This window comes from uncultured Rossellomorea sp. (assembly GCF_947488365.1).
Taxonomy (GTDB): domain Bacteria; phylum Bacillota; class Bacilli; order Bacillales; family Bacillaceae_B; genus Rossellomorea.
Genome location: NZ_CANKZT010000001.1, coordinates 441,827 through 455,744, shown reverse-complemented (window position 1 = coordinate 455,744; position 13,918 = coordinate 441,827). Strand labels below are relative to the sequence as shown.

At 40.8% G+C, this 13,918-nt stretch carries 14 protein-coding genes; 11 read left to right on the top strand and 3 right to left on the bottom strand.

What is annotated here, in order from left to right:
- Positions 1 to 12: 12 nt before the first annotated feature.
- From Q1B03_RS02470 to mntR, 4 genes are all read left to right on the top strand, one after another.
- Complete coding sequence (locus Q1B03_RS02470) at positions 13 to 759, top strand: metal ABC transporter ATP-binding protein (protein ID WP_299737824.1); 747 nt, start codon at positions 13 to 15, stop codon at positions 757 to 759.
- 15 nt (positions 760 to 774) lie between these two features.
- Complete coding sequence (locus tag Q1B03_RS02465) at positions 775 to 2,073, top strand: metal ABC transporter permease (RefSeq protein ID WP_299737822.1); 1,299 nt, start codon at positions 775 to 777, stop codon at positions 2,071 to 2,073.
- Positions 2,063 to 2,938 (top strand): metal ABC transporter permease, encoded by an 876-nt coding sequence (locus tag Q1B03_RS02460; RefSeq protein WP_299737820.1) that lies wholly within the window; start codon positions 2,063 to 2,065, stop codon positions 2,936 to 2,938. Before Q1B03_RS02465 ends, Q1B03_RS02460 begins: the two co-directional genes overlap by 11 nt.
- Before the next feature lie 79 nt (positions 2,939 to 3,017).
- Positions 3,018 to 3,434 (top strand): transcriptional regulator MntR, encoded by a 417-nt coding sequence (gene mntR / locus Q1B03_RS02455; RefSeq protein ID WP_113970769.1) that lies wholly within the window; start codon positions 3,018 to 3,020, stop codon positions 3,432 to 3,434.
- Positions 3,435 to 3,531: 97 nt separating this feature from the next.
- Here the strand turns inward: mntR and Q1B03_RS02450 are convergent, their stop codons facing one another.
- A complete protein-coding gene (locus Q1B03_RS02450) occupies positions 3,532 to 3,750 on the bottom strand; it encodes a DUF3892 domain-containing protein (protein ID WP_299737814.1) in 219 nt (72 codons plus the stop codon).
- Positions 3,751 to 3,947: 197 nt separating this feature from the next.
- Here Q1B03_RS02450 and Q1B03_RS02445 point away from each other — a divergent pair, with 197 nt between their 5' ends.
- On the top strand, positions 3,948 to 4,622 hold the full coding sequence (locus Q1B03_RS02445) for a bifunctional 2-polyprenyl-6-hydroxyphenol methylase/3-demethylubiquinol 3-O-methyltransferase UbiG (RefSeq protein ID WP_299737812.1): 675 nt from the start codon (positions 3,948 to 3,950) through the stop codon (positions 4,620 to 4,622).
- Between the two features lie 42 nt (positions 4,623 to 4,664).
- On the opposite strand, the gene Q1B03_RS02440 is transcribed toward Q1B03_RS02445, so the two are convergent.
- Both Q1B03_RS02440 and Q1B03_RS02435 read right to left on the bottom strand, forming a co-directional pair.
- Positions 4,665 to 5,645 (bottom strand): metal-dependent hydrolase, encoded by a 981-nt coding sequence (locus tag Q1B03_RS02440; protein ID WP_299737810.1) that lies wholly within the window; start codon positions 5,643 to 5,645, stop codon positions 4,665 to 4,667.
- Between the two features lies 1 nt (position 5,646).
- The gene (locus tag Q1B03_RS02435; protein WP_299737808.1) at positions 5,647 to 6,780 is read right to left on the bottom strand and encodes an MGDG synthase family glycosyltransferase; all 1,134 of its coding nucleotides are present in this window, start codon (positions 6,778 to 6,780) and stop codon (positions 5,647 to 5,649) included.
- Positions 6,781 to 6,959: 179 nt separating this feature from the next.
- Here Q1B03_RS02435 and Q1B03_RS02430 point away from each other — a divergent pair, with 179 nt between their 5' ends.
- The 6 genes from Q1B03_RS02430 to Q1B03_RS02405 all read left to right on the top strand — a co-directional run bounded on the left by Q1B03_RS02430 (position 6,960) and on the right by Q1B03_RS02405 (position 13,913).
- A complete protein-coding gene (locus tag Q1B03_RS02430) occupies positions 6,960 to 8,651 on the top strand; it encodes a formate--tetrahydrofolate ligase (protein WP_299737806.1) in 1,692 nt (563 codons plus the stop codon).
- Between the two features lie 28 nt (positions 8,652 to 8,679).
- Positions 8,680 to 9,177: a hypothetical protein gene (locus tag Q1B03_RS02425; protein WP_299737805.1), complete on the top strand. Its 498-nt coding sequence runs from the start codon at positions 8,680 to 8,682 to the stop codon at positions 9,175 to 9,177.
- 45 nt (positions 9,178 to 9,222) lie between these two features.
- Positions 9,223 to 10,086, top strand: a complete 864-nt coding sequence (locus Q1B03_RS02420; protein ID WP_299737803.1) for a DegV family protein — start codon at positions 9,223 to 9,225, stop codon at positions 10,084 to 10,086.
- Positions 10,087 to 10,179: 93 nt separating this feature from the next.
- On the top strand, positions 10,180 to 10,824 hold the full coding sequence (locus Q1B03_RS02415) for an HD domain-containing protein (RefSeq protein ID WP_299737801.1): 645 nt from the start codon (positions 10,180 to 10,182) through the stop codon (positions 10,822 to 10,824).
- Positions 10,821 to 12,707 carry an ABC-F family ATP-binding cassette domain-containing protein gene (locus Q1B03_RS02410; protein WP_299737799.1) on the top strand — a complete coding sequence of 629 codons (1,887 nt, stop codon included), beginning with the start codon at positions 10,821 to 10,823 and terminating at the stop codon, positions 12,705 to 12,707. The genes Q1B03_RS02415 and Q1B03_RS02410 overlap by 4 nt, the downstream gene beginning before the upstream one ends.
- Positions 12,708 to 12,785: 78 nt before the next feature.
- Positions 12,786 to 13,913 (top strand): conserved virulence factor C family protein, encoded by a 1,128-nt coding sequence (locus Q1B03_RS02405; RefSeq protein ID WP_299737797.1) that lies wholly within the window; start codon positions 12,786 to 12,788, stop codon positions 13,911 to 13,913.
- Positions 13,914 to 13,918: the final 5 nt, after the last annotated feature.

Genomic DNA, 13,918 nt, shown 5'->3' with positions numbered 1-13,918 from the left:
GGAGGCGATACCATGAATTCAGTTGATATTAAGGGGTTAACCGTTGCGTATCATAGAAAACCGGTTTTAATGGACGTAGAGTTTTCTGTTCCGAAGGGGAGGTTAATCGGAATAGTCGGCCCTAATGGTGCAGGAAAATCCACATTAATTAAAGCCATTCTGGGTTTGATTCCCCGCTCGTCAGGTGATATCAAAATCTTTGAAAAAGCTTATTCCCCTAAGAGCAAATTAGTTGGATATGTCCCTCAGCGTGGATCTGTCGATTGGGATTTCCCTACAAATGCTCTGGATGTCGTATTAATGGGGAGATATGGTCATTTAGGATGGTTTAAGAGACCATCAAAAAAAGATGTTCAATTTGCAATGGAGTGTCTCGATAAAGTAGGTATGACTCAATTTGCATCAAGACAAATAAGTCAGCTATCAGGGGGACAGCAGCAAAGGGTTTTTCTTGCCAGGGCATTGGCTCAGGAAGCGGAAGTCTATTTCATGGATGAACCTTTCGTTGGTGTGGACGCTGCAACGGAAAAAGCGATCATATCTTTATTGAACGAATTAAAGGAACAAGGCAAGACCGTGTTGGTTGTCCATCATGATTTACAAACTGTTACAGAGTACTTTGATTGGACGTTGTTACTGAATAGAAAAACGATCGCATACGGTCCAACGAAAGATGTATTCAGCGTAGAGAATTTACAACTAACCTATGGAGGGAAATTATCTTTCCTGGAAAAGGATCAAATGTTAATTCATCCATAGAAAGAGGTGAATAAGATGAATCATTTATGGCAATCGATTTTAACGGACGGAAATACACAATGGGTATTATTGAGTACCTTATTACTGGGAATTGCAAGCGGAGTTTTAGGCAGCTTTGCTCTACTTAGGAAACAAAGCTTAATTGGGGATGCGGTCGCACATGCAGCATTGCCGGGAATCTGTTTTGCATTTATGTTCATTGGTGAGAAAAATTTCTTTGTACTATTGATTGGTGCTGCTACAACGGGGCTCCTTGCTGCTTACACGATACAACTCATTACGAATACGACGAGAATCAAGGAAGACACGGCTATTTGCTTAGTATTGTCTGTATTCTTTGGATTAGGCATCGTCCTTTTAACAAAAGTTGCTCAAATGCCCACTGGTAACCAAAGCGGCTTGGATGATTTCATCTTTGGGCAGGCAGCCTCCCTGGTGGGGAGAGATGTTCAGCTTATGGGCTTAACGGCAGCGGCTTTAATTATTATTACGTCACTTTTATTCAAAGAATTTAAGGTGAGTACCTTTGATCCTCAATTCGCGAGGGGAATCGGGCTTCCTGTAGGATTTTTGAATTTTCTTTTTGTTTCCTTATTAGTTATTACGGTTGTCATCGGTATTCAAGCAGTAGGTGTCATCCTGATGGCTGCTATGCTGATCACTCCTGCCATATCAGCAAGATACTGGACGGATTCATTGAGGACAATGGTCTTTATTTCTGGTATTGTGGGAGGCTTATCAGGGGCAGTCGGAACGCTGATCAGTACCCTTGGTAAAGGGTTATCGACCGGCCCTTTTATTGTATTGACGGCTACAGTTATTTTTATCGTATCCATGCTGTTCTCTCCGAAGCGCGGATTAATCTCGGTTATTTTGAAAAGGTTGAAAAATGATGATCGACTGGCTATGCGATTCATACTGAAGAAGATGTATGAATCAGGTAAACAAACGATACGTATAAGTCAAATATTTCAACAAAGCAATATTTCTAAATTAAGATTTAACCGGGTAGTGAAGCATTTAATGAAAAAAGGTTACCTGGAACAAGAGGATGGAATAGTGACGATTACAAAATCAGGGCTAATGAAAGCAGAGCAATTCAGCTTTGTTGATGAAATCATGGAACTGAAAGAAATGTACCCCAGTGAGTTGGGTTCACTTGATATTCAGTGGATTGAAAAGGAAGAAAAAGAGACGTTATCAAAAGAGCAACTCACAAAGCTGCAAATGAAAATGTCTGATATTTATATGCAATATCCTTTCTTAAACGTAAAAATGTCAAGCAGAAGAGGGGGGCAAGGATATGAGTTATGAATTATGGATTCTTCTGACTGGTAGTTTAGTAGGTTTATCCTGTGGCATCGTCGGGTGTTTCTTAATCCTGAGAAAGATGTCGATGTTAGCAGATGCAATCAGTCATACCGTGCTCCTCGGATTGGTAATGGCATTCATTGTCAGCCAAAGTATGAATGGGTTTTATATGTTGATCGGTGCAGCAGTGGCTGGATTGTTGACTACCTTTATGGTTCAGTTATTGAATTCCAACGGGATCCAGGAAGATGCTGCAATAGGTGTAGTGTTTACTTCCTTGTTTGCTTTAGGGGTCATCCTCATTTCATTGTTTGCTAAGAATGTTCATTTGGATGTGGAGCATGCCTTAATGGGTGAAATTGCATTCGTTCCTTGGAATACCTTGTCATTGCCGATACTTGGGGACTTACCTAAATCAGTTGTGATGCTGGGATCGGTACTGCTATTGGATATCCTCATCATTTTCCTGCTGTTCAAAGAGTTTAAATTAACCTCTTTTGATCCAAGTATGGCAGCGGCAATCGGCATCCCGGTACTTGGGGTTCATTATATATTAATGGGTCTGGTATCCGTTACGACTGTTTCCGCATTTGATAGCGTAGGTGCGATTCTCGTGGTAGCAATGCTCATTGCCCCTGGTGCGACAGCATATTTACTTACTGATCGATATAAAGTTATGCTGCTATTAAGCGGGGGGATTGGAGTATTCGATAGTATCATCGGATATTACGGGGCTAAGATGTTCGATGTGTCCATTTCCGGTGCAATGGCAGTGGCCGCAGGACTTGTTTTCTTCATCGTATGGATGTTATCACCGAAATACGGGTTGGTATCCAGGATCCTGAATCAACGGTTGACAGAGGAGTAATTTAAAGTGCTTGGGTTGTATTCATTCTGTAGTTATAGTAAACTTTTAATGATATTTATGGAAATTTGGAGGGTACAGAATGCCTACACCAAGTATGGAAGATTATATAGAACAGATTTATATGTTAATTGAGAACAAAGGTTATGCAAGAGTATCAGATATAGCAGAAGCTTTATCTGTTCACCCCTCCTCAGTTACCAAAATGGTGCAGAAGTTAGATAAGGACGATTATCTCATTTACGAGAAATATCGCGGGCTTGTTCTGACTCCAAAAGGAAACAAAGTAGGAAAGCGTTTAGTATATAGGCATGAACTGTTAGAACAATTCCTTCGTGTAATTGGAGTGAAAGAAGAGCATATTTATGAAGATGTTGAAGGAATCGAACACCACCTGAGCTGGGATTCCATTGATCGCATTGGAGATCTCGTTCAATTCTTCGATGAAGAGAAGGACCGGGTAGAAGAACTTCGAACAATTCAAAATCGCTCTGAATGATAATGGGCAAAGCATGACAATTCAAGCCAAAAAGGACTTCATTGCAATAGAATGAAGTCCTTTTTGGCTTGTGGGTCTGAAAAGTTAACCCTCACTCTTAGAAAATGGAAGGATAGTCATTGAAGCTTCCGTCATCGACCGACATACTTGTTAGTTCTACTTCTCCCCATTCATTTTCATTCAGGACTACTCCTTGAAGTAATCCCTCTGAGGCTTCCAGTACAGCTTTACGATAGGAAATAATACGGCCGGAAGAAGTTTGAAAACTGATAATGTTACCATGGTAATTCCGTTGAACCTTAGAAATCTCTTCCATACAACATCACCTTTCTTGTTCAGATATAGAACTAGTATGGACAAAAAAGCCGTAAAAGATAATCCAGATCATCAAATGGTTTACATAATAATATTATGTTAATCAGTTTTTTGACAGAGAACATATATGAAAAGAAGGATTATGGTTAACTGAATGAGAATAAAGAATAATATAGAAAAATATATTGAGGTGTACTTATGAAGAATTCAGAATGGCATACTAGTGCCAGAACGCGCTGGGAAGACAACGCAGATCATTGGCATTCCAAAAGTGTAGAGATGTGGACAACTGGAAGCAGGAAGGCCATTATTCCCTTTTTCACTAAGCATATCGAACGTGGGAGTGCTGTAGCAGACTTAGGATGCGGAGATGGATACGGTTCATTTTTGCTTTTCGACAAAGGCTATGCTGTCACGGGGATGGATTTCTCTGAAAAAATGGTCAAAATTGCAAAGAAACACGAAAGGGACTCATTATCTTTTGTTCAAGGAGACTTGCGTGCTATCCCTTTTCAAGATGAAAAGTTTCAAGCCGTGATGGCGATTAATTCAGTTGAATGGACGGAGGACCCCCTGCATACTCTGAACGAAATTGAACGAATTGTCTCTCCTGACGGGTATATATGCATCGGTCTTTTAGGTCCGACCGCTCACCCCAGGGAAAATGCCTATCCGCGTCTACATGGAGAAGACGTCATCTGCAATACAATGATGCCTTGGGAATTGGAAAAGCTTGCTGCTGAAAAAGGCTGGAAGAAAATTGATGAGGACTGGGTCTACAAAAAAGGAGTAAAGTCTTCATTATCAGAGACGCTTACAAGTGAATTAAAGCAAGCTTTAACGTTTATGACATTGTTTATGTTCCAAAAATAATGAACATGCTCGATTCCATTTCGGGGATCGAGCATGATTTTCTTATTTACTGACTTCATTGACAAGTTCTTTTTTGATGCGCTTATACTCAATCGGATGATGGAACCAGCCTACATAGCTTTTCTCGAGTGATTTGTGATGTGAGAAAACCCAGATCGCTTTAAACGGGAATCTCCTTCCTTTTCGAAAACGTAAATCAATCCATCTTACTTCAAGAGCTTCTTTTCTTTCAATCACTCTTGGATAGACAAAAATTGTACTGGTAATGAAGTTGGAGATATCCTTGTTTTGCTTTGAAATTTCAACCCATGGCTGAGGCGTTTCTTTCTCGAGAACAGAGTCCACCATAAGTTTCCCCCACGTATATCTTCCAAGGATATAATTCTCCTCTCCTTCTATGATCACCTGCCAGGAATAAAGGTCCATATTTGGAATGATCTTTACTCCCTTGGACTTTAGAAAGTGAGTAGTCAACTGATGATAAATATAAGAGCGGGTGGCAAACCTTAATAATATATAAATGAAGAGTAAGAGATAGATGGATAGAAATGTTTTCCCAGGATGAAAGCCTGTGAGAGAAAGAATCATACCGGATATATGTAATGAGAAAATGAAATAGTCAAATAAAGGAATACAATCAATGCTGAACCATTTTTCGGTAAAAGGACGTAATACCTGCGTGCCGTGAAAATTGAGCACATCCGTGATGACGTGTACGATGACAGCTCCCAAGTTCCAAACGAAAAGGTGCTGAAGAAATACTAAGTCCGGATAGTAAAGGGCAAATACTGTTGTGATCAGAAAAGCCCAAAGAGGCAGCATGAATAGAGAATGGGAAAAACCTCTATGAAGCTTATAATATTCACTTTTCCCCTTTAACTTAAAAGCATAATCAAAGTCAGGTGCATTTGAAGACAGTACACAAGAGACATAGACAGGCAATGAATATTCCTTTAGAGAAGGATCCAAGGAAGCTAAAGAAGCGATACCGATACCAAATAGGATGTGTGTGGATGTTTCCAAATCACAATCTCCCTTCAACAAGTGTGTTTTTCCTGTGGTCGTGTCGAAGAATATCCTCTACAATCGTGGTACAGGCATTCTTGTTAAATAATGAGGATACATTTTTCGATAATGAATCTATCGTATTTTTATCATAGAGACATCGATAAATGCTTTCCATAAAGTCTGTTTGATTCGAATAGGTGAGTGCTGCAGTCCTTTTTAATAAATAATTGGCATTCTCATTTTCCTGGCCGGGTGAGGGCTTAAAAATGATGATGGGCAATTTAAAACAAGCGGCTTCCGTCAATGATAAAGCACCGGACTTAGTGATCAGACAATCGGTAAGGGAAAAAAGGTTTTCCACTTTGGAAATATATCCGAAAATGTGGATGTTATCGTTGAATTTAAATTTTTCCAGCTGATTGTATAGCTGATCGTTCCTCCCGCACACAACGGCTACTTGAAGATTGTGATCTTTGGATAGGGACAATAAAAGCGGTTCAATATTCGGAATCAAACCTAGACCTCCCCCCATAATGGTGATGGTCTTCCGTTTTGGGGAAAGTCCAAATTCTTTATAGTTTTTTTTGAGTGTATGATGAAAGCTGGAACGGATAGGTAAACCGCTAATGAAGATTTTCTCTGTCTCTACTCCGTAAGAGATGAGCGTCCTCTTTACGTGATCTGTTGCCACATAGTATTTCTCGATCATGGGATGAATCCACAACGGATGAGCACAGTAGTCTGTAATGACGGTATATGTAGGTATGTTCAAGCTTGAGCGAAGCCTCAGGTATGGTGCAGCATGAAGTGGGAATGTCGTGATAATGCATGACGGTGAGTGGGTTTCAACCAGTTTCATTAGTCGATTTTTTCCTAAATGCTGATAAAAGTAGCTCAATCCTCTAGAGGAAAGTTTATCTGTTCCATAGTAGAATGCTTTATAGAAAGGGGTACCGAATTTGGAAAATCCTTTTTTTAATAAATTCTGGGCCAGGGAGTGCATGGCAGGGTAGGCTTCTCCATATAGATCACAGATATTCACCCGTTTATATCCCTGGCTCCTAAATGTATGAGCCAGAGTTTCAGCAGTTTGAATATGTCCTTCTCCAAAACGTGCGGTCAAGATTAGAATCGACTTTTCTTGCAGCAATCTTATTCCCCCTATAAAAGGCAATAATGGTGGAGATATAAAACATAGTGTAGAATTAAGTAACACTACAATTTAAGATTACTAATGGATTGTAAATGAAGTTTATGAGTAAATAAGATTTTTTGTAAAATTTATAACAAGGGCCAAATTCCCATCACATAATTAGAAGGTGATTTCAAGTGACAACAACCAAGAAAATAGTGAAATCAGATATTGAGATTGCTCAACAATCTACTATGAAACCGATACTAAATATTGCGAAGAAAATCGGTCTCACAGAAGATGATATTGAGCTTTATGGTAAATACAAAGGGAAAATATCCTATGAAGCGATACATAAACTCCAAGACCGTTCCAACGGGAAATTAATCCTTGTAACCTCGATTAACCCAACTCCAGCAGGCGAGGGCAAATCAACGGTTACGGTCGGCCTCGGAGATGCGTTAAATCAGTTAAATAGAAACACCATCATTGCCATGAGGGAACCATCACTAGGTCCAACGATGGGAATCAAAGGAGGAGCAACAGGAGGAGGTTATTCCCAAGTTCTTCCCATGGAGGATATTAACCTTCATTTCACAGGTGATATCCACGCTATAACGACGGCGAATAACGCTTTAGCCGCATTGGTAGATAATCATATCCATCAGGGAAATGAACTGAATATCGATCAAAGAAGGGTCGTATGGAAACGGGCTCTGGACATGAATGACCGTGCCCTTAGACAAATCATCGTTGGTTTAGGTGGACCGGTACAAGGTGTTCCCCGTGAAGACGGATTTGATATTACAGTGGCGTCTGAGATTATGGCTGTTCTCTGTTTATCTCAAAATCTTGAAGAATTAAGAAGAAGGCTTGGACAGATGGTTGTCGCATACAACTTTTCAAAACAACCGGTAACCGTCGAAGATTTAGGAGTTGAAGGTGCGCTGACATTACTGTTAAAGGATGCCCTAAAACCTAATCTCGTTCAAACGATTGAACATTCTCCTGCTCTTATTCATGGCGGACCATTCGCAAACATTGCCCATGGGTGTAATAGTGTCATGGCGACCAAAACGGCTCTTAAGCTGGCTGATTATGTTGTAACGGAATCTGGATTTGGTGCTGATTTAGGAGCCGAGAAGTTTCTGAATATCAAATCTCGAGCTGCAGACATAGCCCCTGATGCCATCGTGCTTGTTGCCACCATTCGTGCTCTGAAGATGCATGGAGGTCAAGGGAAAAGTGATCTTCAAACTGAAAACCTTCAGGCTCTGCAAAAAGGATTATCTAATCTGAAGAAGCATATGGAAACGTTAGATCATTTCAACGTACCTTATGTGATTGCGGTTAATCGATTTGTGACTGATAGTGATGACGAAATCCAGACCCTTATAGAGTGGTGCGAAAACCTGGGAGTACAAGTTTCACTAACCGATGTATGGGCAAAAGGTGGAAAGGGTGGAAGAGACTTAGCCGAAAAGGTATTGGATGAGATAGAAGGGAACACGAAGGAATTTTCTGGTCTATATGAACTTTCTGATTCACTCCAATCTAAAATTGAAACGATTGCGAAAAAGGTTTACGGAGCGAAAGAAGTAGATTACACGGTGAATGCACGAAAGCAGCTCCAGCAGTTTGAAGATCAAGGGTGGGGGGGCCTGCCGGTTTGTATGGCCAAGACCCAATATTCTTTATCAGATGATCCATCTAAACTCGGGCGTCCTGAAGATTTTACAATCACAATCCGAGAGCTTAAGCCGAAGATCGGAGCCGGATTTATAGTTGCATTAACAGGAGAAGTAATGACTATGCCTGGCCTGCCAAAAAATCCGGCAGCATTCGGAATGAATGTGGATGATGACGGCAGGGCTGTAGGGTTATTTTAGTCATTGAGGTTTGAAGGGAGAGGAAAACATGTTTGATCCAACAGCCTTTGATAACTTAAAGGTAGTCTTTGAGGGAGCTGTCTATGATCTTGATTTGACAGGGGAAATCCAAATCCTTGACCGGAAGGATTTATTTGACTTTGCTCACTATGAACGTTGTTATCAAATTCACTATTCTTTACCTTACAAGAAATCCATTTCGATCGAATTTCATTTAAAAGCTGATATGGGTCACTTTCTGGCTGAGAGAAAGATGATGACAGAAAAGAATACAGCAGGTGCAGATATCCTCATCGTCTATAAAGGCGATGAAAAGTTGAAGGAAAGCCGTAAGTTACTTGAGGAAACATGGGGTAAGGATAAAAAGTGGGAATGGAAAGAAGTGATATCCTCTCTTAACCCTCCTGCCTACGAGGGGAATCTGACTTTTAAAAGAGTCATTACAGAAGAAATGGTTGATGATGTTCTTCAAATGATTTCATTTTCAGTAGAAACGTTACAACAACTTGATCGAATAGACTTCTAGTATGAAAGAGAGTTCATAAATATATAGAAAAAGGGGATTTTTACAATGAGAATAGCCTGGATAACAGATAGCACAGCATTTGTTCCGACTCATTCAAGCAGTAAAGAAAATCACATCTATATCGTTCCAATGAATATCCTCTTTGGGGAGAGGGAGTATCAAGACGGAGTAGACTTAACTCCTGAAGAATTGTTCTTCAAATTAAAAGAAGAAAAAGTAGAGGTGAAAACTTCACAACCTTCAATCGGAACGTTTAAAGAGTTGTTTGAAGAATTATCCAAGGACTATGATTATATCTTTTCGATACATGTCTCTTCACATTTTAGCGGTACATATTCATCTGCCCATCAAGCTGCAGAGCTGTTAAAGGAAACACTCCCAAACATTATCTGTATAGATTCGAAGGTCATTTCCAATCCATTGACGGAATTAATCCTATACGGTCAAAGTTTACAACATGAAGGGAAAGCTCCGTTACAAATAAAACAAGCCATTGAAAAACGAATAACTTCTTGTGAAACCTATGTAATGGTAGGCAGCTTAGAGCAACTCCATAAAAGTGGACGGATGAGTGGGCTTTCTTTCTTCCTCGGAAGTGTACTTAATGTAAAGCCTATGCTTGCGATAGAGAATGGTAAACTTGAAGTAAAGGACAAGGTAAGAAGTATTAAAAAAGGATTGACCAGCATGAGCGAGCGGTTAGATCAAGCCCTATCTGCTAAGAGAATAACAAAAGTGTCTGTATTACACGGATTAAATCGGAAAGACGCAATAGAATGGATTGACCAATTGAAAAAAACGTACCCGGAGATAGAATTTGGGGCGTACCCTTTAGGGGCTGTAATTGGGGTTCATGCAGGCGCAAATACAATCGGAATAAGCTGGTTTGAAGAAAACGAAGAGAATTAGGAGAGAAAGGAGTGATGTGAAGAATCATGCATCCACTCCTTTTTATTCTGATGAGAGGGCATTATTTGGTACAATAGAAGAGAAGGTGAGTGCATGGAACGAAAAGAACTGGACAAGTGTGTGGATTTTTTAAAACATGAGTACCTGGGTGAATCTACAGGCCATGATTGGTATCATTTAGATCGTGTACGAAAATCAGCACTCATGATTGCAAGGGAAGAAAATGTATCGAATACATATATAATCGAGCTGGCCGCTTTGCTTCATGATGTGCCGGATGAGAAGTTTGTAGACAAGCAAGAGGGAAAGAAAAGGCTGGATCACATCATATCCCTTCTTGCTCTTTCTGAAAAAGAAAAGGAATTACTGAAAACGATCATCTATTCTATTTCTTATAAAGGTGGTCATGAAGCAGAGTTAACCTCGTTAGATGCAAGAATTGTGCGGGACGCAGACCGTCTGGACGCCATTGGTGCAATCGGGATTGCCAGAACGTTTGCTTATGGTGGAAAGAAGGGTCAACCAATTTACACTCCCGATTCTATTGTAAGGTCGGATATGACCCTGGAGGAGTACAGGAATGGGGATAGTTCCAGTATCCATCATTTTCATGAAAAGTTATTGAAGTTGAAAGACTTAATGTGTACGGAAACGGGAAGGAAACTGGCAGAGGAACGTCATGCTTTCATGCTGCGGTTTTTAGAGCAATTTAATAAAGAATGGACTGGTCAAGAATGAGAATGTTAACAGCTGAGAATCTTTCTAAAACGTATGGAGAGAAAACTCTATTTAAAGATATATCGTTTTCGATTACCGAGAAAGAAAGAGTCGGACTGATCGGGGTGAATGGAACGGGTAAATCAAGCCTGTTGAAACTCATTGCAGGGATGGAAGAATATGATACCGGAGAGCTTTCGAAGCCGGGCGATTATCATATTGCCTACCTTCAGCAAGAGCCTGCTTTTGATGGGGATTTAACCGTGATACAACAAGTGTTTCGTGGTGAAGCAAAAATCATTCAGGCTATGCGGAATTATGAAATGGCCCTTATGGAAATGGAGAACAACTCAGAAAATCCTCGAATACAAGAAGATTTATTTGAAGCTCAGAAGCAAATGGATATCCTTCACGCATGGGATGCAAGTGCAAATGCGAAATCCATTTTAACAAAACTGGGAATTCACGACTTTTCAAAGAAAATGAGCGAGCTGTCAGGTGGGCAAAAAAAGAGAGTGGCGCTGGCGGGCGTCCTGATCGAAACACCGGACTTATTAATCCTGGACGAACCGACCAACCATTTAGACTACCAGTCCATCAAATGGCTGGAAGATTATTTAGGAAAGTATAACGGCTCTGTGTTGCTCGTGACCCATGATCGTTATTTCCTCGATAAGGTAACGAACAGAATCTTCGAATTGGATGGAGGAAACCTTTACTCCTACAAAGGAAATTATGCTTCTTTTATTGAGGCAAAGGCTTCCAGGGAAGAGGTGGAACGCCAATTATCCGAAAAGCAGCAAAATCTTTATCGAAGAGAGCTTGCCTGGATGAGAAGGGGAGCAAAAGCCAGAACCACTAAACAAAAGGCTCGAATTCAACGATTCGAAAACTTAGAGGATACGATGTCTTCAGGTCCCTCAGGCGGCCAGGTTGACATGGCAATCGGAGGAAACCGTCTAGGTAAACAAGTGTTTGAGTTCAAGGATGCTTCAAAAATGTTTGAAGACAAGCGAATTTTAGATGAGTTTTCTTTCCTTATTAAACCTAAAGACCGAATCGGAATCGTAGGTAAAAACGGGAGCGGGAAATCAACATTTCTTAACCTTCTTGCCGGAACCGATGAGCTTACAAGTGGTGATTTACTAAAAGGCCAAACCGTAAAGGTCGCATACTATACTCAAGGTCATGAAGAACTTGATGAGAATATGCGAATGATCGAATATATAAGGGCAGCAGGAGAATATATAACGACGGATAAAGGGGAGCAAATCTCAGTTACTTCCATGTTGGAAAGATTCCTATTTCCAATGAGTACGCATGGTACATTGATCCGCAAGCTTTCCGGAGGAGAAAAACGAAGACTCTTCTTGCTTAAGCTATTAATGTCAAAACCGAATGTCCTTTTGCTTGATGAACCGACGAATGATTTAGATACAGAAACCCTCACCGTTCTCGAGGATTATATAAATGAATTTTCAGGTGTTGTCATAACCGTTTCCCATGACCGCTACTTTCTAGATAAAACAGCTGAGCAATTACTGGTCTTTAATGGAGATGGACAAATCGACTTTTACTTTGGGGAATATACTGAGTACCTGGAAAAGAGCGAAGCGAAAAGTAAGAAGCAGGATCCGGTCAAGAAGCAAGAATCTGCTCCCGTGAAGGAAGAGAAGGAAAAAGAGAAAAAGAGGCTTTCTTACATGGAGAAGAGGGAATGGGACGAAATCGAAGTTAAGATGGCCGACATTGAAAAAAGGATAGAAGAAGCAGATGCTGAGCTGCAAAAGGTCGGCAGTGATTTTGAAAAAGCACAGCAGTTAATGAACGAAAGTCAAAATCTTAACGAGCAATTGGAAAAGCTCATTGAAAGATGGACATACCTTTCCGAATTTGCTGAATAAGTCTCTTCGTTTAAGGCATCATGGATACTATGTTAGAATGGATGGTATAAGAACTGTTTATAGAAAGGGGCATCAAGCTTGAGGATAGTATCGATTGAACCTACTCCAAGTCCTAATACGATGAAAGTTCTTCTTGACCAGGAAATGAAAGCCGGGAAGAGCAATAATTATAAAAAAGATGAAGCGGACGGGGCTCCTCCCGTCATTAAAGATATCCTTGCCATAGACGGTATTAAAGGGGTCTATCATGTTGCCGACTTCTTAGCCGTTGAGCGAAATGCGAAATTCGATTGGCAGGAGCTTCTGCCACAGGTTAGAAAAGCTTTCGGTGAAGATACTCTGGACCAGGAAAATGAATCTCCCATGGAAGAACATTTTGGTGAAGTGAATGTTAGCGTGCAGATGTTCAAGGGAATTCCGATGCAAGTAAAGGTGACAGACGGGGAACAAGAGAAGCGATTTTCACTTCCCGCCCCATTCCTGGAAGCAATCGGTCAGTCTCAAAAAGATGGAGATAATGTCGTCCTTCTCAGAAAGTGGAAAGATTACGGTATTCGGTACGGAGACTTAGATGAGATTGGTAACAATGTGACGGAAGAACTAGTTGCAGCCTATCCTTCTGAAAGGCTGGCAGCACTTGTAGAAGAAGCACAGGAAACAACCGATTCCAAAGGACCTCTCATTTACAAGAAGAAGCAAAAGGTAAGTGTCGCGGACTTTGAAGCGCCGGACTGGCAAACAAGGTATCAGAAGCTGGATGCGATGGAGGATCCGACTTTAGATGACCTGCCTCTGCTCGAGAAAGCCCTGGAGGACGAGAAAGTATCCATTCGCCGATTGGCTATTGTCTATTTGGGAATGATTGAAGATGAAAAAGTTCTTCCTTTGCTGTATAAAGGGTTACATGATAAATCAGTCACAGTAAGGAGAACGGCTGGAGATTGCCTTTCGGACTTAGGTTTTGCAAAAGCCACTCCGGAAATGATTCTAGCCTTAAAGGATAAGAGTAAACTTGTGAGATGGCGTGCTGCCATGTTCATTTATGAAGTAGGGGATGAATCTGCATTGCCTGGCTTACGGGAAGCGGAAAATGACCCAGAATTCGAAGTGAAGCTTCAAGTGAAAATGGCCATCGAACGAATAGAGGGCGGCGAAGAAGCAAAAGGATCTGTTTGGAAACAGATGACCGAAGCACGTCAACAATAATAGTG